Annotated in this window: 22 protein-coding genes and 1 pseudogene; 9 read left to right on the top strand and 14 right to left on the bottom strand. The window is 55.8% G+C overall.

Annotated features, from left to right (window positions below; genetic code table 11):
- Nucleotides 1-202 precede the first annotated feature (202 nt).
- The 6 genes from Q1B27_RS19160 to Q1B27_RS19135 form a co-directional block, all read right to left on the bottom strand.
- Complete coding sequence (locus tag Q1B27_RS19160) at nucleotides 203-835, bottom strand: ferric reductase-like transmembrane domain-containing protein (protein ID WP_367181363.1); 633 nt, start codon at nucleotides 833-835, stop codon at nucleotides 203-205.
- Complete coding sequence (locus tag Q1B27_RS19155) at nucleotides 832-1,320, bottom strand: twin-arginine translocation pathway signal (protein WP_299849988.1); 489 nt, start codon at nucleotides 1,318-1,320, stop codon at nucleotides 832-834. Before Q1B27_RS19155 ends, Q1B27_RS19160 begins: the two co-directional genes overlap by 4 nt.
- 117 nt (nucleotides 1,321-1,437) lie before the next feature.
- A complete protein-coding gene (locus Q1B27_RS19150) occupies nucleotides 1,438-2,256 on the bottom strand; it encodes a hypothetical protein (protein ID WP_299849986.1) in 819 nt (272 codons plus the stop codon).
- A 378-nt stretch (nucleotides 2,257-2,634) separates the two neighbouring features.
- On the bottom strand, nucleotides 2,635-3,777 hold the full coding sequence (locus tag Q1B27_RS19145; protein ID WP_299849984.1) for a hypothetical protein: 1,143 nt from the start codon (nucleotides 3,775-3,777) through the stop codon (nucleotides 2,635-2,637).
- 395 nt (nucleotides 3,778-4,172) lie between these two features.
- The gene (locus tag Q1B27_RS19140; RefSeq protein ID WP_299849982.1) at nucleotides 4,173-5,660 is read right to left on the bottom strand and encodes a M81 family metallopeptidase; all 1,488 of its coding nucleotides are present in this window, start codon (nucleotides 5,658-5,660) and stop codon (nucleotides 4,173-4,175) included.
- A 91-nt stretch (nucleotides 5,661-5,751) separates the two neighbouring features.
- A complete protein-coding gene (locus tag Q1B27_RS19135; RefSeq protein WP_299849980.1) occupies nucleotides 5,752-7,353 on the bottom strand; it encodes an ABC transporter substrate-binding protein in 1,602 nt (533 codons plus the stop codon).
- Nucleotides 7,354-7,485: 132 nt separating this feature from the next.
- On the opposite strand from Q1B27_RS19135, the gene Q1B27_RS19130 reads away from it, so the two are divergent.
- On the top strand, nucleotides 7,486-8,256 hold the full coding sequence (locus tag Q1B27_RS19130; protein ID WP_299849978.1) for a helix-turn-helix transcriptional regulator: 771 nt from the start codon (nucleotides 7,486-7,488) through the stop codon (nucleotides 8,254-8,256).
- Between the two features lie 239 nt (nucleotides 8,257-8,495).
- Here Q1B27_RS19130 and Q1B27_RS19125 read toward each other — a convergent pair whose 3' ends face one another.
- On the bottom strand, nucleotides 8,496-8,726 hold the full coding sequence (locus Q1B27_RS19125; protein ID WP_299850018.1) for a hypothetical protein: 231 nt from the start codon (nucleotides 8,724-8,726) through the stop codon (nucleotides 8,496-8,498).
- Between the two features lie 33 nt (nucleotides 8,727-8,759).
- On the opposite strand from Q1B27_RS19125, the pseudogene Q1B27_RS19120 reads away from it, so the two are divergent.
- Nucleotides 8,760-9,537: pseudogene (locus Q1B27_RS19120) on the top strand (transposase); the annotation flags it as partial.
- 56 nt (nucleotides 9,538-9,593) lie between these two features.
- Here Q1B27_RS19120 and Q1B27_RS19115 read toward each other — a convergent pair.
- Genes Q1B27_RS19115 through crtA form a run of 5 tightly spaced genes read right to left on the bottom strand, consistent with a single transcriptional unit; the run spans nucleotide 9,594 to nucleotide 14,092 of the window.
- Entirely contained in the window at nucleotides 9,594-9,779 is a 186-nt protein-coding gene (locus Q1B27_RS19115) for a hypothetical protein (protein ID WP_299849976.1), read from the bottom strand.
- 27 nt (nucleotides 9,780-9,806) lie between these two features.
- The gene (gene bchO, locus Q1B27_RS19110) at nucleotides 9,807-10,706 is read right to left on the bottom strand and encodes an alpha/beta fold hydrolase BchO (RefSeq protein ID WP_299849974.1); all 900 of its coding nucleotides are present in this window, start codon (nucleotides 10,704-10,706) and stop codon (nucleotides 9,807-9,809) included.
- Nucleotides 10,707-10,710: 4 nt separating this feature from the next.
- Nucleotides 10,711-12,387 carry a magnesium chelatase subunit D gene (locus Q1B27_RS19105; RefSeq protein ID WP_299849972.1) on the bottom strand — a complete coding sequence of 559 codons (1,677 nt, stop codon included), beginning with the start codon at nucleotides 12,385-12,387 and terminating at the stop codon, nucleotides 10,711-10,713.
- Complete coding sequence (bchI, locus tag Q1B27_RS19100) at nucleotides 12,384-13,388, bottom strand: magnesium chelatase ATPase subunit I (RefSeq protein ID WP_299849970.1); 1,005 nt, start codon at nucleotides 13,386-13,388, stop codon at nucleotides 12,384-12,386. Before bchI ends, Q1B27_RS19105 begins: the two co-directional genes overlap by 4 nt.
- Nucleotides 13,385-14,092 carry a spheroidene monooxygenase gene (gene crtA / locus Q1B27_RS19095; protein ID WP_367181366.1) on the bottom strand — a complete coding sequence of 236 codons (708 nt, stop codon included), beginning with the start codon at nucleotides 14,090-14,092 and terminating at the stop codon, nucleotides 13,385-13,387. The genes bchI and crtA overlap by 4 nt, the downstream gene beginning before the upstream one ends.
- A gap of 109 nt (nucleotides 14,093-14,201) precedes the next feature.
- Between crtA and Q1B27_RS19090 the strand changes: the two genes are divergently transcribed.
- From Q1B27_RS19090 to Q1B27_RS19080, 3 genes are read left to right on the top strand one after another with little or no spacing between them, the layout of a single operon-like run.
- Nucleotides 14,202-15,755 (top strand): phytoene desaturase, encoded by a 1,554-nt coding sequence (locus tag Q1B27_RS19090; protein WP_299849966.1) that lies wholly within the window; start codon nucleotides 14,202-14,204, stop codon nucleotides 15,753-15,755.
- Nucleotides 15,752-16,777 (top strand): 15-cis-phytoene synthase, encoded by a 1,026-nt coding sequence (gene crtB / locus Q1B27_RS19085; RefSeq protein ID WP_299849964.1) that lies wholly within the window; start codon nucleotides 15,752-15,754, stop codon nucleotides 16,775-16,777. The genes Q1B27_RS19090 and crtB overlap by 4 nt, the downstream gene beginning before the upstream one ends.
- 20 nt (nucleotides 16,778-16,797) lie before the next feature.
- Nucleotides 16,798-17,256, top strand: coding sequence for a TspO/MBR family protein (locus Q1B27_RS19080; RefSeq protein ID WP_299849962.1), 459 nt, complete (start codon nucleotides 16,798-16,800; stop codon nucleotides 17,254-17,256).
- 2 nt (nucleotides 17,257-17,258) lie between these two features.
- On the opposite strand, the gene crtC is transcribed toward Q1B27_RS19080, so the two are convergent.
- The gene (gene crtC / locus Q1B27_RS19075; RefSeq protein ID WP_299850012.1) at nucleotides 17,259-18,131 is read right to left on the bottom strand and encodes a carotenoid 1,2-hydratase; all 873 of its coding nucleotides are present in this window, start codon (nucleotides 18,129-18,131) and stop codon (nucleotides 17,259-17,261) included.
- Nucleotides 18,086-19,675, bottom strand: coding sequence for a 1-hydroxycarotenoid 3,4-desaturase CrtD (gene crtD / locus Q1B27_RS19070; protein WP_299849960.1), 1,590 nt, complete (start codon nucleotides 19,673-19,675; stop codon nucleotides 18,086-18,088). Before crtD ends, crtC begins: the two co-directional genes overlap by 46 nt.
- A 92-nt stretch (nucleotides 19,676-19,767) precedes the next feature.
- Here crtD and Q1B27_RS19065 point away from each other — a divergent pair, with 92 nt between their 5' ends.
- From Q1B27_RS19065 to Q1B27_RS19050, 4 genes are all read left to right on the top strand, one after another.
- The gene (locus tag Q1B27_RS19065; protein WP_299849958.1) at nucleotides 19,768-20,637 is read left to right on the top strand and encodes a polyprenyl synthetase family protein; all 870 of its coding nucleotides are present in this window, start codon (nucleotides 19,768-19,770) and stop codon (nucleotides 20,635-20,637) included.
- A gap of 9 nt (nucleotides 20,638-20,646) precedes the next feature.
- Complete coding sequence (locus Q1B27_RS19060; RefSeq protein WP_367181362.1) at nucleotides 20,647-21,774, top strand: methyltransferase; 1,128 nt, start codon at nucleotides 20,647-20,649, stop codon at nucleotides 21,772-21,774.
- Nucleotides 21,775-21,893: 119 nt separating this feature from the next.
- On the top strand, nucleotides 21,894-22,835 hold the full coding sequence (gene bchC, locus Q1B27_RS19055) for a chlorophyll synthesis pathway protein BchC (protein ID WP_299849956.1): 942 nt from the start codon (nucleotides 21,894-21,896) through the stop codon (nucleotides 22,833-22,835).
- A complete protein-coding gene (locus Q1B27_RS19050; RefSeq protein WP_299849954.1) occupies nucleotides 22,832-23,833 on the top strand; it encodes a chlorophyllide a reductase iron protein subunit X in 1,002 nt (333 codons plus the stop codon). Before bchC ends, Q1B27_RS19050 begins: the two co-directional genes overlap by 4 nt.
- Nucleotides 23,834-23,840: the final 7 nt, after the last annotated feature.

Here is a 23,840-nt window from a genome sequence, read left to right as displayed (position 1 = left end):
CGTGACCCGGATGAGTGACAATGGACCTGCGAAAAACAAGGAAAATGAGCTTGACCCAATCGCCCAATTAGAGAAGCGGTCATTCACCAAATGAGCCCCGTGGATCGGCGAAACAGCACAAACTGACATTGGTTTTATGTGCAGAAGTTTAAGCGCGACTAATCGATATGGGGCACAAATCTGCCACGCGCCGTGCTGCGGACTAGCGCGATGTTGTTCGATATGCCCACACCCGCAGAGCAGCCAGAGCCTTCACGTTCGCCGTGAGGACCAGCACGCAAAGCGCTACCTTCGACATCGTCTCCATTGTTCCTTCAATTAAAATTGCATGGACCGCGCTTCCAACAACAACCACCGCCGCAAGCGCAGTGTGGCAGCGGCGCCAAAGATACGGTCGCAGACGCAATCGTTGGCGCAGCAAGCCAAGCAGCGCGGCAGCGGATACGGCCCACATGGCAATCACGCCCCAGGCTGAAAATGGCGTCGGCGACGTTAACAGGAGCGCATCGATCACATCTGGCGGGCTGGTTATCCAAAGTGCCACAACATGAACCAAGACGCTCACAACCATTACGCCCCCGACCCAGCGATGTGCTCGCCGCCCACGAAGTCCAGACATACCCGGAAGGTATCCGGCCACCAACAACGGCTGAACAAGCAGAAGGGTCATTGCGAATACGCCTGCGAACCCAGCCAAGATGTAGATCGGATCGCGCCATGCGAGAAGCGGGCTCGATGCTGACAAAACAATTGGTGCGATGATGGCAATAGCAAGAGCCGCCCAGATCAACACCGCACGAACCAAAATCATTCGCTTTTTGCCCAGTTCAATCAAACTGGCTGAAGGACGAAATGCGCCTCAAGTTCGGTATCCTTGGCGTTCGACATCACAGGACGCAGGAAAACCGTTTCGAAGTCATCGCTGTCATAAGCGAGGTGGCCGTGTGGTTGGCCGAAGGCCGGGACAATTTGCGGCATTTCGAGGCGGAACATCCCGTTCGCGTCTGTAAGGGTGGCCCCATGACTGTGAGGGTCGCGTTCATGTCCTTCGGTCGTATGTGCCCAGATTTGAATGCGTTGGCCCGAAAGCGCGGTACCGTCACCCGCGCGGCGGACAGTTCCCGTCATCCAGAACCCGCCACCTCCGATCCGATCTACGATAGGCGCACCAGGCAAATAGTTGTTCGACCCACCCCGCATCGAGCGTGTTGGCGCAAGGCTTTGAGCCCGTGCGGGGACAACGAAGCTGGACGCTCCGGAAACCGCCATAGCACCGCCTGCGACAATCAACTTGCGGCGAGTGATCTGCGAATATGTCATTTTGAATGCCTCCTTTTGAGCATCTGTGCGCAAGGTAGTTTAGCGAAAGTGCGCGTTTTTTGCGTCAGCATTACACCACCAACTTCTTTCGCATTCGAACGGGCATTTCGGGTTACGTCAATCGGCTTGGCCAGAGGCCTTCAGATGGCGCGCCATTCCTTCGATATTCTCTTCACGCCATGCATCGTATTGCCCCCAATCTTTGTAAGCATCCATCGTAACCTCGGATTTCAGTTGCTCTACCGATTTTCCGGCCTTCAGACCGTCAAGCACCGCAGTTTGCAGATCGACCATATAGGTATATGCGTCTCCAAGATCGTCCTTCGTTCCAATGGCTCCGTGACCCGGTGCAAAGATTTGAAAATCCAATGCCTGCGCAGCTTCGAGCTGTTTGAACCAACCGCCGATATCCGAGCGGGCAAAATCACGATATGGAAGCCGTTTGGGCGCAGCAACATCGACAATAAACGCGACGTTCTCGGGTCGAACGATTGTGACCAGCATGTGAGTGTCATGGCCTGCGCCGAGATTGGTAAGCTCGATTGTCTTCCCTCCAATGGACAATGAATGTGTGTCCCCAATACGTAAGTCGGGCGTGACGCCATTGATCGCATCCGGAGCGTCCTCGTGGACGATCACCATAGCGTCTTCGTGCACATCACCGCCCGAACCATGATCGCCGTGACTGTGCGAATAGATCAGGTGGCTAACTTTCTCCTGTCCAATTTCGCCGAGATTGGCGTTGAGCCATTCGCCAGCTTCGGCATTTATCGGATCAACGCGGACAACACCTTCCGAGGTCGCCACTAGAAGCGAGTTGTGGAAGTTATTTCGCATCAAATAGACGTCGCCTGTTACCGGTTCGATGCTACGTGTCACGTCCTGTGCGAGCGCCGGAGCGGCCAAAACCGCCAAAAACAATCCCACTAGTCTCATCGAACCCTCCCAAGATTATTGAACGAATTGGATTAAGTATGCGGTCGGCCAACAATTTGGCGGTGTCACATTCCTGTGAGCACATCAGTCGGCGAATTGTTGCGTATGTGTTCGATTCAGCGAAGCCCAGAATCTGCTCGACGCTGCTCACGAAGACATACCAATCATTACATCAAGACCGGCCTAAACCGGACATTCACTCATTCAAAAACCCGGCTCTGCAATTTCCCGAAACCCGACCTTCATGCATAACGTCGCATTTTCAGAAAATCAGACGACCGCTTGGTGGGACAATCCTGCCGCTCGCCTTGAACAGCAATCGAAGGGCGTCTAAACCACTGCCCTGTTGGATAAGATCGTCAGTAATCGAAGGGTTGACTACTTCCACTGGGTCTCGAACCCGGCGTGACTGCGCCAAAAGTCCAGAATCTCGTTAATCGCCCGAAAATCGCAATTGTTCGACCCACAGGGCGCATTCGCGCCTTCCTTGCCCGGGATCTCGTGGTTGCCCCCGACCACAGTTATAACGCTGACCGGTTCGGTGTCAGGTTCGAGCGCTACGTAGTCCTGTCTGACGCCGATGGTGATGTCCTGCTCCAAGAGCGCACCATCCCCGCGGCCCTTGTCCGCATAGGTCGTCTCGACGGCGCGCAGGAACGCTCCGTTTCGGATCACCAGCCAGAAGGCAGTCTCGTCTATGCGCGAGAAGTAGTCGAACACATTGGTCGCAGGTGCCGTTGGTGTCAGCATATAGCATTCCATAAAAGAGCGCGCATCGGTGATCACGGGACATGTGCCTACCGTTACCTTCGTGTCGATGTCCGCTATGATGGTCTCGCTTGGGAACGCGATTTTGTCGGCCGTGCCCCAGATCAGCATCGTCGGGTGAAGCGTCTCGGTGTTCGGCTGCCACGGCTTGACGCCCGCCGCGCCAAGTGCATCGACCTTTTCTTGAGTGATGCCGTTGGCGATCAAACCAAAGCCGGAAAACCGCTCTGAGAGTGGGTCGGTGATCATCAGCTGCAATGCCATGCCCGCGCCGTTCGAGAAGCCCAGTGCATAGTTCCCGAGTACATCGAAGCGCGCATCGGCCTCGTCCAGCAGAGCCTCGACCAGTTTAAGATCGTGATCGTTGTTGGCCCCTGCCGGGCCGCAACTGTTGGGGTTGGGATTCGCGAAGTCGGTCCAGTCCTGTACACCGTAATGGGTCAGGTGCCGCCAGAGTGGGATGCAGGCACTGACAGTGGCGGGTGGTGCGCCGAGCGTCAAATCCGACTCGAGTGCCTGGGGCACTAAGAAGATGATGTCCTGCTCGGTCAGGTGATCGACAAAGGCAACAGCATTGCGCCGGTTGCCGCCACCGCCATGGAAGACGACCACCACCGGGCGGGCATGGCCGGCGGCGGGCGGCGGCAGTTCCTTCGGGTTGTGTAAGCAGAACTCACGGTCGACCCCGTCGACGTCGATCGTGCAGTCTAGGAATTCTTCATTTCCGCAGGCAGCGACCGAGGTCGACCGCATGCAGGCCTGGGCCTGGGCGTCGGTTGCAGTATTTATGACTACGAGAAGTAGCAGTGGTATGACAGCTAGGAAAATGGGCATTGCACGCACTCCTTCTTGGAAAGCTTGCACAGAAAAGGTAACTCGAAATAACGCCATTCTATCATGAACAGCAGGCGCCCAACAGCCCCGTGGCACGCGCTACAATTTCCGGCCTCTGCCTCGCCGGATTCCATGAAACAAGCTGTGGATTCACCGTTTGCTTCGGGCCAACGCCCTACTGATTGAAATGATCTCGCTTCCGGGCCTATCCCGAACGGAGCAGTCGTCGAAAGCATTGTAAGAAACTACCGTGTCACCACCTAACACAGGGCCGAGGACGATGAAGAAATCAGGATGCTTTACTGCAGAATGCGTTAGTCAGACATCAAGGACTGTGCTGAGGTTTGCGCGAAAATGTTGCCACTATTTTTGGGCCAAAAACAATTGTCCCGTTTTGAATAGCGCAGGGTTGCAAAATCCTGCGATGTCCCGCCCGGGGTCGCGACCTGTACGATCTGTGCTGCAATTTTTTGGAAGGGCGTAAAAAAATGGAACATGGATTTCACACAAACAATGGATTTTTCCGACAGATCGATGCCGAGTTGTTCCAATGCTTCAGGGTGATAGACCTGCGTCCGCAAGTCATTGACGACAATATCTAAACTGTTCTCACAACGAATCCACACCATTTTCCCCAGCGGTTCGAGCCCGAGCCCCAAATGCTGGCCGAGCCCGTCGGCAATTTTCATGACTGTGCCGGAGATGTCCACTGGAATCCCTGAGGCAAGCCCGGTCTTGCCTCCAATGCGAAGGTTTAGCGTCGCGCCTTCGCCGGCATCCTCGCAGATGCGTACGACTACTGGGTCCCAGAAAATGCCAGTGACCACATTCGTCAGGCCGCGATCCAGAGTGGCACGGAGCAAAAACGTGGCATCTCCAGGAGCACCCCCCCCTGAATTGTCTCCCATATCCGCCAGAACCACTGGGCCGCGTGTTGCGCTTTCGGCGATGTCCAGTGCCATCTCCATGCTGACAAATTGATCCGTGACGTCATGCCTAAGATCAAAAAACTCTTTCCCCAGGGTTTCGGCGGTTTGGGCGGCAAGGTTGGCGTTGTCGTCCGTGACAGCCAGCATTCTCGCGCCGACATCTTTCACGTCAGCCCATGGAAAACCATGTGCCAGTGAAATTGAAAGAATTCCGGGTTTTTTCTCATACGTGCTCATACCATCCACGAATTTTCGCATGGCACCCGTTTTGGTTAAGTAGACGTTGATCATGTTGCAATCAAACATGGCCATCGTCGGTTTGATCTGCCCAACAGCGGTACGATGAGCCAGATCGAACAACTCTTCTGCACGATCAGAGGCGTCATCATGTGGGTATTCTTTGAAGCAGATGATCAGATCACAGGCATCCATCATTTTCTGTGTGAGATGGCAATGCAGATCCAATGATATGCCAATCACCGCGTCCGGGCAGAGATTGCGAACACAAGCGACTATATCGCCCTCACAATCCTCGACTTGCTGGGAAATCATGGCGCCATGCAATTGGAGCAACACGATGTCCGCGCCACCTGCTTTTTCAAGGTCTCCCAATATTTCGTCGCGCAATGCTTTGTAACAGGAAGCGATGGTAGGGCCGGCAGGCTCGGCGATCGCCGCTAAGCTCTCTGTTATCGACCAGCCCAATGCTTCCGCGTTTCTACGCCAGACGTGTAACGCCTCGGTCATCAGGTTTGGTTGGCTTTTCGACGCATCACCGTGACGCAGGAAATACTCTTCAAAACCGGACATGCCGGTTGGCATGGTACAGAACGTGTTTGTTTCCGTTGACAGGGTCGCGATGAAAAGTCGCATCGAATAGTCTCCCGTTATTGTGGTCAGGCGGCGTGTTCTGCCGCCTGACACCATATGCTGACACCGGTCAAGATTGATGCCCTCCGGGAGATCAGGACTCTTTCCACCAGCGTTGCATAAAGCTTTGCCCATCGACATCAAGGTTTGAACCCAACGTGTCAGGCATACCGATGGATGGCCGGGTCGCAAAAACATAAGACGCAAACATTGGTATGGCGACGCCCCCTTTGTTCGCAACTAGATCCTGCATTTCCCAGTACATCTCGCGACGTTTGTTTTCGTCCAACTCCGCACGCGCCTCAATCAGAAGGCTGTCAAACCGCTCATTCGACCAGAAGGATTCATTCCACGAAACACCCGATTTGAAGGCCAGTGAAAACATCAAGTCTTCGATCGGACGCCCACCCCAATAGCTGGCCACCCAGCCTTTCTTCATCCAGATGTCTGACCAGTACCCGTCGTTTGGTTCGCGCGAAACTTTGACGTTGATACCCGCCGGAGCCATCGAATTCTGGAAGAGAAGCGCGGAATCAATTGCTCCAGCAAAGGCCGCGTCCGAGGCGGAAAGTTCGACATCAAGCGAACTTAGCCCGGCCTCTTTGAGAAAGAATTTCGCCTTGTCAGGATCATAGGTCTTCTGCTCAAGTTCGGTATTGAAATACTTCTGACCTGAGCCGATGGGATGGTCGTTGCCGATGGATCCGTATCCGAACAGGATTTTTTCGACCAGCTCTTCGCGATTGATCCCCCACTTGAGTGCCTGTCGGACATTGTTGTCGTCAAATGGAGCTGCGTTCGTCAGCATCGGGAAACTATAGTGCTGCGTTCCGGCAATCGAATGCACATTCAGATTTGGATTTCCCGCAAGGCGCCCGGCTGTTTTAACGTCAATCTTGTCGGCCACGTCAACATCACCTGTCAACGCGGCGGTCATCCGGGCGTTCGTGTCCAGTAGTGCCAGCAATTGCCACTCATCAACGTGGCCTTCGGCATCGGTCCAGTAGTTCTTATTGCGCAGCAATTTTGCCGAAACACCCGGTTCGAGATTTTCCAGCGAATAGGGGCCACAACCAATACCCGACGGCCAATCCATCTTGCCATCGATTTCAGGCTGAATGGCAATGTGATAGTCGGCCAGCGCTGCCGGGAAATCGGCGTTGCCTGCACCAAGAGTAATCACAACCCGGTCCGGTCCATCGCTTTTCATCTCGACAATACTGGACACCAACGGGGCAGCGGCAGAGGTTGAGTCTACGCCACGGTGGTGATTGATCGACGTAATGACATCTTGTGCGGTCACGGACCTGCCGTTGTGAAACTCGACACCCTGGCGCAGTTTGAAATTCCAGACCGTGGCGTCTGGTGATGCTTCCCACGATTCAGCTAAACCGGGTTGAACGTTGTTTTCACTGTCAAACGCAGTTAGATAACCATTCATGGCGATGCCAACGGGAATCATGAATCCGGCGGCGAAAAGACCGGGATCAAGCGTATCACTTGTGGCTCCGTGACCCAAACCCGCGCGCAACGTCCCGCCTTTTTTGGGTGTCGCGGCCAGCGCCCTATCAGCAAGCATCGTGGCCGCCCCAACTGCTATACCTGTCGACAAAACACCGCGCATGAATTGGCGTCTATCAATATCTTGCGCCATGAGTTGGCGCTCTAGTTTTTGCAAAAATTGCTGCTTGTTCATTGGTGGTCCTCCCTAAGCATTCGTATTGAAACCTGGGGGGAAACTGTTGCCATCGCAATTGAGCGACTTTAAGCTTTTGTAAGCCTATATAAGTTCAATAGGTCAACAAGTGTCGTTTGAGAGTTAAAAAGAATGGCCCCTGTATTGCAAAAGAACCTTCGATTTCTGTGCGCGGAAAAGCCGTCCGTCGCCCAAGTGTGCCGAGACATCGGGATTAATCAGCAGCAATTCAGTAAGTATCTGACAGGTCGGGCGAAACCTTCGGCGCATAACTTACGGCGGATTGCGCAATACTTCGATGTTGACGAGAACCTGATGCTCAGCTCCAAAGCACAATTGGTGAGAGCATACCGCAAAAACGCAGCCACACTGGCCGAGCGCCGAAAAGATCCTCTGGCCAACAGTTTCCCGGGGGATCTTACGAAACTGCGCCCGTTTCTAGGCGCTTATCAGGTGTTTTTTCACTCCCCTGCTGCGGCTGGTGGTGTCGCGGTGAATGCCGTTTTTCTGGATGAAAGAAATGGCATTATTTACAGCCGATTGATCGAAGTCTTGAGCGACGTGACACTTCAATCACGTCGCTGGACCAGATGTGATGGCAAGGTTTCATATCAGGGCGGACGAATATTCGTAGTCGACAATGAACGGCGGGGCGAAAATGCGTTCAGCATGTATATCCTGACGCCGCCCCATCGGCAGAAAAAGCAGTACTTGTTTGGCACGATGTGTTTTTTGGCTTCATTGCCTCGTCGAACGCCTTATGCTTCCAAAGTTGCATGGAAGAAATTCGAAACCTACAAATCGGTGCGCGAACTGTTTGGGACATGTGGGATACACCCAATCGAAAGCCTGAAAATTGATCCGGTGATCAGGGAGTTTTTATCGACAGGAATTGAAGATTAATCGGCATTGATCTGATAGGTCAGTGTCATACTGTGTATGAACCATGCGCTCGTAAGCTGGGTAGTTGTATTCAGCGGCTCTGTACCTGAATCTGTCATTTGCTGATATTGTTGATCTCTGCAAGGGCTCCCTACCCAAACATTAAGGACGGCCCAAACCTGTCGTTCGGCTGCTTTCAAAATCCACCCATCGGTTTCCCGAAAGCAGCCCTTCATGTCCAGCGCAGCATATTCGATTTCTCATCCCTTCCATACATCTTGCGAGATGTTGAGAAGCTGACTCTGAATCCATTGACCTGCTTGGCCGGGAACTCGTTGCTCTGTCCAGACCAGGTCAATGCCTTCTAACGCGTCGCTTTGCTGGAACGTGTATTCAATTTGAGCCAGCTTGTTTGCTCTCACCAATTCTCTGACAACTGGCAATGGCAATTCGGCCCATGCCATGCCGCGCAAGACCAGGGCTACGATCATGTGTGGGTTTTCAGCATACCAAATCGAAGCACTCTTGATTTCCCCAAGGGCAAGGACAGCATTGCCGAGCTGCGCCGCCGTGAGGGGATTGCGCAAAGCCTGTGTTGCAGTTGGTCCAAGGAATTTCTTGAGGCGGGTAAGAAGCGTCTGGCGGGAGATACGGCCCGTGCAGCCTCGACCAGCCCAGCCTACGTCATTTTGAAAGCTGCCGACGAGTTCAAGGACAAGACCACGGCTCCCAATCATCTTTGGCAGACCGACTTCACCTATCTTAAGGTCGTCGGCTGGGGTTGGTTCTATCTCAGCACGATCCTGGACGACTACAGCCGCTACATCATTGCCTGGAAGCTTTGCACCATGATGAAGACAACGGATGTGACCGACACGTTGGACGTGGCGCTGCAAGCTTCAGGCTGCGACCAGGCCGCCGTTCTGCACAAGCCACGGCTACTCAGCGACAATGGGTCCAGCTACATCTCTGGCGAGCTGGCAGAATGGCTCGAAGATCAGACAATGGATCATGTCCGTGGTGCACCGTATCACCCCCAGACCCAAGGCAAGATTGAGCGATGACACCAGACACTCAAGAACCGCATACCGCTGGAAAACTACTATCTTCCCGGTGACCTCAGGCATCAGATTGACACCTTCGTGGAGCATTGCAATCATCATCACCACCATGAGAGTTTACAAAACCTCACGCCTGCCGACGTCTACTTCGACCGAGGTCAAGCCATTCTGAAACAACGAGAAAGGATCAAACGAAAGACCATCAAAACGCCGCTTGCTGCGTCAACAGAACGCGGCATAGATTGAGACAACGGCGTGTCTGATCCTCCTAAGCCAATCAATCACCCGTTTTCTGGATCACTCGATGAGGGATAAGGCGATCATGAGCTGGTCTTGGGTCGCGTCTAAACCATGGTGAATGTAGACGAACTTGTCGTCGTACGCGACCGTTCCGTTGAACGCGCAGCCGTGGATTTGGGTCATGCGTGAGACCGCGCCTTGGTGGTGCTTAGTCAGCTCGTAGACATCACTCAGAATGCCCAACTTTGGTCGCATTCGACCGAGATTTGGTTAACTTTCGATATCGGCTCCGGGATTTGTGTAGGCTGCTGATATCCAAACAAGCAAGGTTTCTGCTATTTTCTCAGGCGCTTCTTCATGTGCAAGATGTCCCAAAGATTTCATACGCAGTATTTCGGCGTTCCGAATCGTTGTTATCGTACGCTCTGCGATGGCGGGTTTCACCGCACGGTCATTTTCCCCGACGACAAAAAGACACCTGCTGTGAATGTCGCCCAGATGGTCAAGCAGATTGTCAATGTCCCATTGCGCCATCATCTGCAATGCGCCTTCGACATGATCACGGTCTGATATCAGGCGGGCGTAGTAACCGATGCCTTCCTCTGCCAAGCTTGAGCCAGTGCCCGAAATCAATCGGCGGGCGCGTGCGGTGCTGTTGCGACCCGCGGCAAACAAGTGTGATGTCAGTGGGTTCAGGGCAAGAAGCTTGGCCAAGAGCGGGAAAAGCCAACCGGCGACACCTTCGAACCGCCCCAGAGCGGGGTTGATACCAACAACGACCGGGGGCGAATTATTGAAAGTCGGCAAACACAGGGACAGATTAAGTGCAATTGCGGCTCCTGCAGAATGGCCAATAATAGCGCGTGGTGACCAGTTTTGTCTTGCGCAAAGGGTAGTGATGTCTTGTGTCATAGCTGTCAGGCTTCGGCGTCTGTTGCCGGTGATCTGGGTAAAGCCGTGTCCAGGCAAGTCCAATGCGATCACGTGATATCTGTCCGCCAGTATCGGGATGATGTCGCGCCAACTATGGGTGCTGGCACCGGCCCCGTGCAACAAAAGCAACGTATCACCATCGCCAACCTCTTGCACATGCCAACGGTGCGAACGCAGGCAGATGCGCCGCGACAAGTGAGGCAGTGACCAGTTTGAGTGTTCACGCTCCCAATTCATGGCGCTAATGGTTCAATGCCGTATCAACAACGGCACTGATCCCCTTGGCGTCGACGCGTGGTAGGGCCAGATAACGCGCGCCCAGGTCACCCGCCAATGTTGCCGCTATTGTGCCCGGACGCGTTGCGGTGTCGATCAATACGCTTCTGATGCCAATCTGTCGTATGTGTTTTGCCAGTGTAGTTGCATCGCTTTGGGCAGTTATACGACCTGGCGCTCCATCGAGGCTCACATTAGCCCGCCCATCGGTAAGAAGCGCCAGCATCGGGCTAAGCCCGCGATCTTGCGACAGCTCCGTAAGCGACAGCGCTGCCCGCAATCCGGTGGCAAGCGGAGTGCCACCACCGCCCGGTAAGGCCGACAACAGACGTTTACCCTGAACCAATGACCGCGTGGGCGGCAATAGTAGTTCAGCCCCGGTGCCGCGAAAGGCAATCAGTGCGACCTGATCGCGCTTGACGTAAGCCTGTGCCAGCAAAATCTCGACCGCGCCCTTCGCCTCGGATAGTCGTGCGATGGCGGCGGACCCGGAGGCATCGACCACGAATATCAACAGCCGATCCGAGCGGTCCTCAAAGCGGCGGATGTGCAGGTCGGACGGGTAGATGATGACAGCGCGGGTTTCATCGGTTTGCGTGCGCCGGATGCCCTGCCAAGGGGCTGCGTTGCGCAGCGTGGCAATTGGATCAATTCTGTTGCGACCGTCTGGTTTACCCGAGCGTGCGGGCAGAGGCCGCCCCCGCCGATTGCCCAAACGCCGCCCGCCGGCGCCACCGCCGGCTGTCCGGCCCTTGGGTGACTTGTCGCGCGCGTCAAGAGTAAGCAGGTCGGGCGGAAGCAGAGCCGCGACGGCATCAACAAGTATATCCTCGGGCAAAGCGTTTGATGTCGCGACCTCGGCATCTGAAATTTCGCTGTCTGCCTCAGTTCTGTCTTCTGCGCTATTGTCGCGCTCGGGTTCGGGTAGGATCCGGGCGTGATGAGGCATGACAAGTTCGGCTGCTTCGCAAATATGAGTGTCCTTGACGGTTTCAGCGCGATCCAGGGCGGCAAGCGCACAAGCAGCACGGGCCGCCAATGTGGGCACACGTAGATTATCAATGCCAAAGCGGGTCGCAAGCAGTGTCAGTTTACTCAGATCACCGGGCGCAATGCGAAGCGATGGCAGGCGGTCGCGCGCGTGATCCATATCAGCGGGGGCAGGTAACAGAAACTGCGCCTGGATGAACGAGAGTGAATTCAGATCAGTATGAAAGGCCAGCCGACCCAGTAGAGAACTCGGCACGGTTTCTTCCGCCTCAACCCCTTCGTCCAGCAGGATCAGCGCGTGTCCGATTGACATGTCGAGGATGTTTCCTAATCGGGCCGAAACGCCTGGTGCTATGCGTTCTGCCATTGGGATTACGAGGATTGCGGCAGTCTGATCCAACCCCGGATCAGAAACAGGCCGCCCTTCGGCCAGCGTAGCGGCGATGTTGAGGCCGCCAAAAAGCTGGACGTCTGAAACGGTCGGTGGAATACGCCGCAGGGCGCCGGTCAATCGTGGCAGCAGGCTTTCGAACGCGGTGCGAACGGGGCCTGATCGGGCACGGACGGACATGCCCTTCAATCCGGCCGGATCAATCGCCAAGGCCGCCAAAGCACGCGCGGCACGCGTTGCAATGGGCGAGGGCTGGCTCATTCCAGCACGTCTTTCACAAGGCGCTCGACACGTGTCGCCGATCCGGCCTCGTCCAGCGGGTCACGCCGCAAACGATGGCTGAGTGCCATGGCGGCGACCTGGCGCAAGTGGGTTCGGTCGGTACAATCGTTGCCTTGATAGGCGGCCAGCGCGCGGGCGGACCGCATTAATGTGAGTTCGCCGCGCAAACCATCTGCGCCAAGCGCAAGACTAAGCGCGGCACAGTCTCTTAGCACATCATCAGGCGTTGATACCTGCCTTAACAGTTCGCGGGCGGCAATAATGCCCTTGCGAATTTTGCCATCTTTGCGGCGCCAGCGGTTCAGGAACGGTTTTGCATCGTTTTCGAAAGCGTCACGGCGGCGGATCACTTCGATGCGTTCGTCGATATCAGTGGGAGAGGTAACCTCGACCGAGAGGCCGAACCGATCCAGTAGTTGTGGCCGCAATTCACCTTCTTCGGGGTTGCCCGATCCAATCAGCACAAACCGCGCAGCATGGCGGATCGACAGCCCTTCGCGTTCCACCGCGTTGACACCGGATTGGGCAACGTCGAGCAGCAGATCGACGATGTGATCCTCCAGAAGATTGACCTCGTCGATATAGAGGTATCCGCGATTGGCGCTGGCGAGCAAACCGGGTTCGAACGCCTTTTCGCCTCGGGTCAGTGCTCGTTCGATATCAAGCGCGCCTGTGACGCGGTCTTCGGTTACGCCCAGAGGCAAGTCGACAACGGGCGTTGGCCTTTTGACCAATTTCCCGACCTTGACCGCTGCCCATTCGGGGCTTTCTGCATGTGTTTCAGCGTTGACGGGGCACCCAGCGACAACGGTGATCGGCGGCAAAAGAGCCGCCAGCGCTCGTACTGCGGTGGATTTGCCGGTCCCTCGGTCACCAAACACCAGAACACCGCCCAGGCTCGGATCAATCGCGGTCAGAATCAGGGCCAGTTTCATCTGGTCCTGACCAACAATGGCTGAAAATGGGAAAACTGCCGTCATGCGGGTATCCCCTTTTTATTCAGAGGGCTGGTTCCGTTCCATGTGCCGTTTTCGCCAAGAATATGGAATCGCGCATACAATTCTTCGCTGAACCAATTACCGTCCCGTACGGCACGGATCGCACTGGCATGAGGGCCGTCGACACGGGCGAAATTTGCCATCGTTGTCGTGTCGGGCCAGATCGAAAACGTAATCTGGTGCATTAAAGGCACTTCGCCGATACCGATCTTGAAGATGACATTGCGATCTGCGCCAATGACGGCGCTAATATCTGGCACGCGCCACCAAAACCGGAGTGCGGTCAGAGGCCGGATCGTTGCACGGGTCAACGCGGCGACGGCGCCGTCTCTGTTACGCTCATGCACCTTGAACGGGGCGACGCCCGACCATTTGCCCCGCATTGAAACAGGGGTCAGGAACACGGTCCAGCATTCGTTGGCCCTGTCCAGATATTTGCGAAAGATCGCCGCAGTGCGGGTTTGTCGTCTTGCGGTTTCTTCATCCGGCCAGGTCGCCAGAATGGAATAAACGCCCAAATTGGGGATCGGTGTGAAGCCTTCACCGGTGCCTGATCCACAAAGTTTCCAAAATCCGATCCCGTCGACACGCCGCATATGTGGCCTTGCCAATCCCATCATGGCAAGGGCCCAGATACGGTCGAAACCCCGACTGAAACGGAAAAAGCTGATTGAGACAGTTTGAATGACGAACCTCCCTTATGGTGCGTTGCCAATCAATGGCATGCTCTCAGGATACAGGAAAGCGTTACAGTGAGTGATTGTCAACTAAACTAGACACATGTAAGCTTCGAATATGTTGACACGGCCCGAATCTTTCGAAGAGGAACAACTGGCGACTGACGCGCGGGCACATGCTGTTGTAATTGGTGCGGGGTTGGGGGGGCTGGCCTCGGCGATGCGACTAGGAGCCAAGGGATACCGCGTAACTGTATTGGACAGATTGGATAGCCCCGGGGGCCGTGGATCCTGTATCTGGCAGGATGGCTACCGTTTCGATTTGGGGCCAACAATCGTGACGGTACCTTATGTTTTCCGCGATCTCTGGAAGGCCTGCGGCAGGAACTTTGACGAAAATGTCACGCTGCTACCTCTGGACCCCTACTACGAAATCCGCTGGCCCGATGGCAGCCATTTCAAAGTATTCGCTGAGGATGACGCGATGCGCGCCGAGGTAGCGCGCCTGTCACCCGATGACGTCGAAGGGTATTACCGGTTTCTGCGAGATAGCGCGAAACGGTATCACTTTGGTTTTGAAGGGCTGGGGCGGCGGCCGATGAATAAGCTATGGGATCTGGTCAAGGCGTTACCCGGTTTTGCGGCGCTGCGAGCGGATCGGTCGGTTTATGCACATGCCGCCACAAGAGTGCGTGATGAAAGGTTGCGCATGGCACTATCACTGCATCCACTGTTCATCGGTGGCAATCCGACCAAAGTAACGTCGGTCTATGTTCTGGTAAATCATCTGGAGAAGGCTTTTGGTGTACATTATGCCCTTGGCGGGGTCGATGCGATTGCGCGCGCTATGTGCGGCGTCATCGAAGATCAGGGCGGGCTTGTCCGTTACGGTGCGGAAGTGGACGAAATCTGTGTGCGCGATGGTTGTGCCACCGGATTGCGTCTAACCGTGGGCGAAGTGCTGGACGCCGATCTGGTGGTGTCGAATGCGGATACCGGACACACCTATGATCACTTACTGCGCAAGACAAATAGGCGACGCTGGACGTCGGACCGGTTGCGGCGTTCCAACTGGTCCATGAGCCTGTTTGTCTGGTATTTCGGTACCCGTGGGACGCGTGACAAATGGCGGGACGTTGGACATCACACCATTCTGAACGGGCCGCGTTACAGGGGACTGCTGCGCGACATATTTTCCAACGGTAAACTGTCTGACGACATGAGTTTGTATGTTCATCGCCCAACGGTCACCGACCCAAGTGCTGCCCCCGACGGCGACGACTCCTTTTATGCGTTGAGCCCGGTCCCACATCTGGGACATGATACCAAGGTCGATTGGAGCGAGATGGCCGAGAACTATCGCCTGAAGGTGCAGGCCGTGTTGGAAGAACAGTTGTTGCCAGGTCTGGGCCAGCATGTCACCGCATCCATGATGTTCACACCTGAAACTTTTCGCGACAGATATCTCAGCCCTTATGGCGCTGGCTTTTCGTTGGAACCCCGCATTCTGCAAAGCGCATGGTTTCGACCGCATAACGTCAGCGAGGAGGTCCGTGGTCTTTACGTTGTGGGTGCTGGTACCCATCCCGGGGCGGGCTTGCCAAGTGTGGTCGCAAGTGCCGAAGTGCTGGCACAGTTAGTGCCCGACGCGAAACAGGTGAGCTTGACATGATTAACCCTAAAGACATGGCGCATTGTGTCGAGGCGATCCGTCACGGGTCGCGCTCTTTTCATGCGGCCTCAAAGCTTTTGCCCCGCAAATTGCGTGATCCGGCTTTGGCGCTTTATGCGTTTTGTCGACTGGCTGATGATGCGGTTGATCTGCAGCCAGCCAAGGCGGATGCGGTGCTTCAACTCCACGAGCGGCTTGATCTGGCCTATGCCGGGCGTCCACGCAACGCGCCCGCGGACCGGGCCTTTGCTGCCATTATAGAAGATTACCAGATGCCGATCGCCTTGCCCGAAGCTTTGCTGGAGGGATTGGCCTGGGACGCGATGGAAAAACGCTACGCCACCATGTCAGAATTACGATCCTATTCCGCGCGGGTGGCGGCGGCCGTTGGTGCGATGATGTGCGTGTTGATGCGGGTGCGTGACCGCGACGCGCTGGCCCGTGCGTGTGACTTGGGTGTCGCCATGCAATTGACCAACATCGCACGGGATGTCGGCGAAGACGCGCGCGAAGGCCGGCTTTACATCCCTACGGAGTGGATGCAGCAAGCCGGTCTGACACCAGATGCATTTCTTGCTCGACCACGAATGTCCGACGATGTGCACGGATTCGTTGATCGCCTTTTGCGCGAGGCCGATGCGCTGTATGTTAGATCCGAGGCTGGTATCGGGGTATTGCCCGCCTCCTGCAGGCCCGGCATCTTCGCAGCCCGTTACATCTACGCCGGGATAGGAGGAGAAATTCAGCGGTTGAACTGCAACTCGATGGATCACCGGGCCAGAACCAGCACGCATCAGAAACTTGGATGGTTGGCCTTGTCGATCACCCGAACGCTTGGGACAATGGCGATGCCCCGTTCGCCCGTCGTTCATGCTCGTCCGTTACCAGAAACGGCATTTCTGGTGGACGCAGCGGCGGATCACGGTGCGGCAGAACACGGTTGGAGTGACGCGCTCTACGGGACACTCGCAGGCCTTAAGGCGCGCGATGTCGCACGGCGCAACGCAGCGCTGCAACAGTAGTACGGGATCGGATGGTCGACATGATTTGGGTTTTCTTCTTCATTTTTCTTGCAGCGTGTTTTGCCGCCGGGACGACCGGGGCAATATTCCCGCCGGGATCGTGGTATGAGGAATTGAAAAAACCATCTTGGACACCGCCCAATTACATGTTCCCACTGGCCTGGACTACACTCTATGTCTGTATGTCATTTGCTGGTGCACGCGCGGCCATCGCGCCGGATAATGGACTAGCAATGGCTTTATGGTCGTTGCAGATTGCGCTCAATGCTTTGTGGACACCGGTTTTTTTCGGATTGCGAAAGCTCAAGTCCGGGCTTTTGGTCCTCAGCTTTTTGTGGATTGCCGTGGCGGCCGCAATGGTGGCTTTGTGGCAGGTGGACTGGCTTGCGGGGCTGTTATTCGTGCCTTACCTTGTTTGGGTATCCATCGCCGGGGCGCTTAACCTGTCTGTCGTGCGGCTCAATAAAGGTCATGCCTGATCTCAGTCAAATGTCCAGTTTGCCCGGCGCGGCACCCGACAGGCCAGCATAGGTTTTAAAAAGGGTGTTCGGAAGCGTTTAAGGTCAAGGGCTTCGTGAACGCCGATGCTCTCGAAGCCGTCAATGCATGTTTTGACAGATGCACGGCTGTAAAACGGTACATCCAGCATGTTTTGTACCTGTTTCGGCGCGTATCCGGAATCCGCGCGTGTTTCACGGGCAACCGCCCAAAGGCTGCGGGGCAAGCGCGTCCGTGGCGGAGGTGTCAGCAACGAGGCTTTGCCATTGGCATCAAAGTGAACCCCCAGTGCCAGAGTGCTGCCATCCCGCAACGTGGCGTCATAAAAACATGTGCTGCCAGCCTGTGTCGGAAAACGCCCCCAGGTCCAGTAAGTGAAGTCCTGCTCTAGAGCCCTTGTGCCGAAATTGGCATCGAAATAGCCATGCCCGTCCCATTGCCAACCCGGTGCTTCGAGATCGACGTGGATGTCGCAAGTGGGGGCAAAGGGCCGCCAGATATGGCTACCATCTTGGGTCAGTGTCGCCTCGACAGACGTGATGGCCGAAGGAGAAACAGTAATTGTACCCCTAACGCGCGAGACGCGGGGTGGGGCCGATAGCTCGTTCACGGTGATGACCAAGCTGTCATCCTGCCACCGCATTGACGATGGACCGACAACAAGTTCATCGGCATCCTGCCGCAAAGCAGACCTGCCTCGGTCGGTCATCGTGAAACGCCCTCCGGGACCATAGGTGGCGACATTGATGCAAACGTGGTTCTGGGGTTCGCGTCGCCCGGACCAGGCATACCAGGGAGAAAAAACAGACCCTATGAACCCGATGACGCTGATTGATTGACGCCCGTTGTCGCAGATGCCGTCGACATACCACCAGGCGTAACCGTTTGGCGGGACATCGATGTCAAAGTTCGGTCGTTCAATATCGCCTCTACCGCGTGCCTCGCGGAGAGGAGTGCCATCGGAACGCCCGCACCCGGATGGGTGCAACCGCCTGTCAGATAAAGTCCCTTGATCGCAGTGCGGGCCTGTGGCCGCCGAATGGACGCCGTAAGCCCGTGAGGGCTCTGCCCGTAAAGTGCACCGGCTGAGGCCGGGAACAGTTTGTCGAACCCGCTGGGGGTAGTCAGGCTGCCCTGTCCCGGCATCGGATCGAAGCGCAGGCCGAATTTCGCCAGCGTCTGAAAGGTACGTTTCTGGCATCTGGAAAAATCCTTTTGGGTCGGGCGGGTGGTCATGGACGGGGCATTCGCAATGGTTTCGAACCGTTCCGTATCCGGCGAGGGTGATGGCATGCCGCGATCCATCGCACAGAGATAGATAGTCGGATCAGGGATCATTTCTCCGCGCGCTAGCATGTCGAATTCGGGCTTCGGATCCTTTCGGAAAAAGACGTTGTGATGCGCAAGCTCCGGTCCCGCAACGCGTGCCGCAAAGGCCCAGACCTCGGCCGAGAGACTACGGGCGCTGCTGGTTGTTTGTGGGGCCAGGGAAGCGCATTCGTTGCCCAGTAAACCTTGAGAAAGAGCTCGTGGATCGCCATTGAAAATAACGGTTGAAGATGCGGAAATACTACCGTCTGCCAAGGTCACGCCGGCGGTCATCCCATTACGGATTTCGATCCTCTCTACCGGCATTCCAAACCGATACTCGACACCGCGCGCCTTCGCCATTGTTACGAGCGATTGTGCCAGTTGGTGCATGCCGCCCTGTACCGCCCAGACACCTGCGGCTTCGGCCTGCCAAATCAGTGCCAGAAGAGCAGGGGCCTGATAGGGCGAGCCGCCAACATATGTGGCGTAGCGGCCGAATAACTGGATCAGGCGTGGGTCATCAAAGTGCTGACATAACAGCGAGTGGAGCGTTGAAAACGGTGCGAGTTTGGTCAGTAAACCGGGGCGGGCCCCGACGTAGCGTGCAAGCTTGGCAAGCGATGGTGTGGGGGCCTGCATCATCGGAGCATCGAAGGCTTGAAAAAGCTGCCGTGCGCGGGTGCAAAAATCACGGAACTGCCGCGCCGCAGATGCATCGGAAAAACGCTCTATCGCCGCTATATTTTCGTCTTCATCGTCAAACAGATCCAATTGGCTTCCATCGGCCCAGAAGTGCCGTGCAATCACTCGCTGGCGTATCAACGTGAGATGGTCGTTCAGGGTTTCGCCTAAGTCGGAATAAAGCTGCTCTACAACCGGTCGCATCGTCAGCACAGTCGGGCCTGCATCAACGGGGCCAGCCGAACTTGGCAGACAGCGCATTTTACCACCGGGTGTCGCATGGGCCTCGTGGACCGTGACATGCATGCCTGCGTGGACAAGCCGTGCAGCCGTCGCAAGCCCTGCAATGCCGGCGCCGATAACAATCGCGCGGTTGCTGAGATTGGATGGCTGCCGAACAGCATTCATGTCTAATTGTTGACTCGTTACCTCTTTGTGTCCAGTATAATTTACGAAAATAATGTCAATTATACATTACACATGATTATCGGGAGGCTTGAATGCCGCTATCTGAACGGATTGAGAACGCCGTTGATCGGGCGCTTGCGCTATCCCAGGGGGAACAGGCGCCAGAACGACTTTCCGGGGCCTTGGTGTATGCGACGACGCCCGGTGGGGCGCGAATTCGCCCCACTATCCTGCTCTCGGTCGCCAAGGCATGTGGCGATGACAAGCCGGTGCTGTCGGATGCCGCTGCATCGGCGCTTGAGCTGATGCATTGCGCCAGTTTGGTGCATGACGATCTACCCTGCTTTGACGATGCGGATGTGCGACGCGGCAAACCGTCAGTGCACCGCGCGTATTCAGAGCCGCTTGCAGTTTTGACCGGTGACAGCCTCATTGTATTGGCCTTCGAGACATTGGCACGCACAGCAGAAGTCGACTGCACGCGGGCGACAAAAATGATACTTTCACTGACCCGGCGCACGGGCATGCCCAATGGCATCTGCGCCGGTCAGGGATGGGAAAGCGAGCCAAAGATTGACCTGGGGGCTTACCACCGATCCAAGACTGCTGCGCTGTTCGTAGCGGCGACGGAAATGGGCGCAATTTCGGCAGGGCATGATCCCGAACCCTGGTATGATCTTGGTGCCTTGATTGGAGAGGCGTTTCAGGTGGCAGATGACCTGCGTGATGCGCTGATGGATGCGTCGTCACTGGGCAAGCCTGCGGGTCAGGACGATCTGCATGGGCGACCAAATGCTGTGTCCGAATGGGGCGTTAAAGGCGCATTCGAGCGGCTTTCCGATATTCTTGCCGGCGCTATTGCTTCTATTCCATCTTGCCCCGGCGAGGCTGCGCTGGCTGAGATTGTGCGCATGAAGGCCCAATCTATCATGCCGAAAGTGCCTGCCGGAAACCGGGTCTGAGGCGGGAAGGTGTCGGGCAGCCAGGCCCCGCGATTTCATCTGTCACCCTCATTGTGGTTTATGCGCCTTGTAGCGCGCGCAGGGTTTCAGAAATGGGCCAGTCTGCTTCCTGTAAGTAAATCGCTGGCCCGTCGCGACGGCGCTGAAATCTTCGAAATTCTACAAGGGTTTGTAAAATCTCAGGCGTTGCTTGCCTTGGTCGAGTCAGATGTCCTGAGCGAATTGCTAAATGGCCCTAAGTCAGCTGCACAGCTTGGGTTGAGTGCAGATATTCCAAAAGAGAGCATGGCGCGGTTGCTGTCCGCGGGTGTGGCCATGAAACTGGTCAGGCGCCGGCGGGATGGACGATACGTTTTGGCACGTCGCGGAGCGGCAGTTCTTGGCGTGCCGGGACTGACCGAAATGATAAGCCATAACCGAGTGCTTTACGCTGATATGGCTGATCCGGTGACATTGCTGCGTGGAGAGACAGAGACCCATCTGGCGCAATTCTGGCCTTATGTCTTTGGCAAGTCAGGCGACGTCTCAGGCGATATGGCTGTACGCTATTCAAAACTGATGGCGCAATCCCAGCAGCTTGTCGCCCAGGACACGTTGCAGCTTGTGAACCTGCGGGGTGTCACTCGGATATTAGATGTCGGAGGTGGATCAGGCGCGTTTCTAACAGAAGTCCTGCGCCGAAATCCGAACATTCAGGCCATTCTGCTCGATCTTCCCGAAGTGATGCCGACAGCCCGAGAGGCTTTCTCGGTGGCGCGGCTGGAGGGGCGGGTAGATCTGCATGCGGGGAGTTTTCGGGATGAAGCGTTGCCTGCAGGGGCAGACGCTATTTCGCTGATCAGGGTGCTTTACGATCATGCCGATGACGTGGTGGAGGACCTTCTGTCCAAAGCATTCAATGCCTTGCCTGCTGGTGGCCGGTTGATTGTGTCTGAACCGATGTCGGGTGGTGAGCGACCGGAGTCGGCGGGCGATATCTATTTCAACTTCTACACAATGGCGATGCGCACGGGGCGGGTCCGGTCCGCATCAAGCATTTGCCGGATGTGTCAGGAAGTTGGGTTCGTGGATTTTCTAACACCTCGGACCCTACGTCCCTATGTCACCAGCGTTGTGACATGCACCAAACCTGCCTAATGCCATCCTCACATATGTAAAGATAACTTGACACATTATATTGTCTCGATAAACTTACATTAGGCAATATGCCACATCCGCTGAGTCTTAGGTGCGGGCGGAAAGATGGGAGACCGAAAATGGAGGCGCAAGCCGTCTATCTGAAAGGTCCAAGGGATCTGCAAATCGACACTCTACCGCTCAAAACTCCGGGCGCAGACGATCTGGTTGTGGATATCGCCTATTCTGGAATTTCCACTGGTACCGAAAAGCTGTTCTGGTCCGGTGAGATGCCGCCCTTCCCCGGGATGGGCTATCCGCTGGTACCCGGCTATGAGGCTGCGGGTGAGGTTGTCGAAGCTGGTGTCGCTAGCGGGTTTCGGCCTGGCGATCATGTTTTCATACCAGGTGCCGATTGCTTTGACGGTGCCTTTGGTCTTTTTGGCGGCGCGGCTTCACGTCTTGTGACTGCATCTGATCGCGTGACCCGAATCGACCCCGCGCTGAAGGCAGAAGGTGCTTTGCTGGCGCTGGCCGCTACAGCGCGACATGCGATTGCAGGTCTGGAAAAAGCAATGCCACAACTGATCGTAGGGCATGGCGTATTGGGGCGGCTTCTTGCGCGCCTGACCATTGCCGCCGGAGCGCCCGCGCCGACAGTATGGGAAATCGAACCTGATCGCCGCAGCGGTGCGCAGGGTTATGAGGTGATTGATCCGCACGACGATTCTCGCCGCGACTACAACGCGATTTACGATGCGTCTGGCAATGCCGGAATTCTGAACGACTTGATTGGACGACTGGTTCGGGGTGGTGAGATTGTGCTGGCCGGATTTTATGCCGATTCTCTGAGCTTTGCCTTCCCACCCGCCTTTATGAAAGAGGCGCGTTTTCGCGTTGCGGCCGAATGGGCTCGCAAAGATCTGACGGCGGTGCGGGATTTGGTGAACAGCGGTGCGCTTTCGCTTGGCGGACTGATTACCCACGAGGCCACTTGCCGCGACGTGCCCGGTGCCTATCGCACGGCGTTCGAGGATCCGGCCTGCCTTAAAATGATACTCAACTGGAAGGACGCCGCGTGAAAGATGATGTGCCGAACCTGAAAGATTTCGATCAGCGGTTGCGTGATGAAGCCGGCGAAGACCTTGCCGATCTTGTGACCGATGAGCCAACTTCTAAAACGCAAATCATCGCAATCTATGGCAAGGGCGGGATCGGTAAATCATTCACCCTGGCTAACCTGAGCCACATGATGGCCGAGCAGGGTAAGCGCGTTTTACTGATCGGGTGTGATCCAAAATCGGATACAACCAGCCTGCTTTTTGGCGGCAAGGCGTGTCCCACCATCATCGAAACCTCGACCAAAAAGAACCTTGCCGGTGAGCAGGTCAGAATTGGCGACGTATGTTTCAAGCGCGGTGGTGTCTTTGCGATGGAGCTCGGCGGACCTGAAGTGGGTCGTGGTTGCGGCGGCCGTGGGATCATCCATGGGTTCGAGCTATTGGAAAAGCTGGGCTTTCACGATTGGGACTTTGATTACGTCCTCTTGGATTTTCTGGGCGACGTGGTCTGCGGCGGATTTGGCCTGCCGATTGCGCGTGACATGGCGCAAAAGGTGATCCTTGTTGCCTCAAATGACCTCCAATCACTTTATGTGGCCAACAATGTTTGTTCAGCGGTGGAATATTTCCGCAAGTTGGGCGGTAACGTTGGTGTCGCGGGGCTGGTGATCAACAAGGATGACCATTCGGGTGAAGCGCAAGCCTTTGCAAAAGCAGTGGATATTCCAGTGCTGGCATCAATTCCGCAGGATGACGATCTGCGCAAGAAATCTGCGAATTATCAAATAGTTGGCACGGATGCGAGCAAATGGGGCACGCTATTTTCTGAGCTTGGCGAGAACGTTGCAGTGGCCCCGCCAGTACGGCCAGCACCGCTTACTCAGGATGGATTGCTTGAGTTGTTCGATGGCTCGGAAACCGGGGCTGGCGTCACGCTGGAACCGGCCACCGATGAGGACATGCGCGGTAAAAATGCGAAACCGAAAGAGTCGCTGGAAGTGATTTATGATGATGCGTGAGAGCAGT

Source organism: uncultured Roseovarius sp. (assembly GCF_947489715.1).
In the GTDB taxonomy this organism is placed as follows: Bacteria; Pseudomonadota; Alphaproteobacteria; order Rhodobacterales; family Rhodobacteraceae; genus Roseovarius.
Note: the sequence above shows the minus strand (reverse complement) of the source record. Positions and strands in the feature narration are given on the sequence as shown.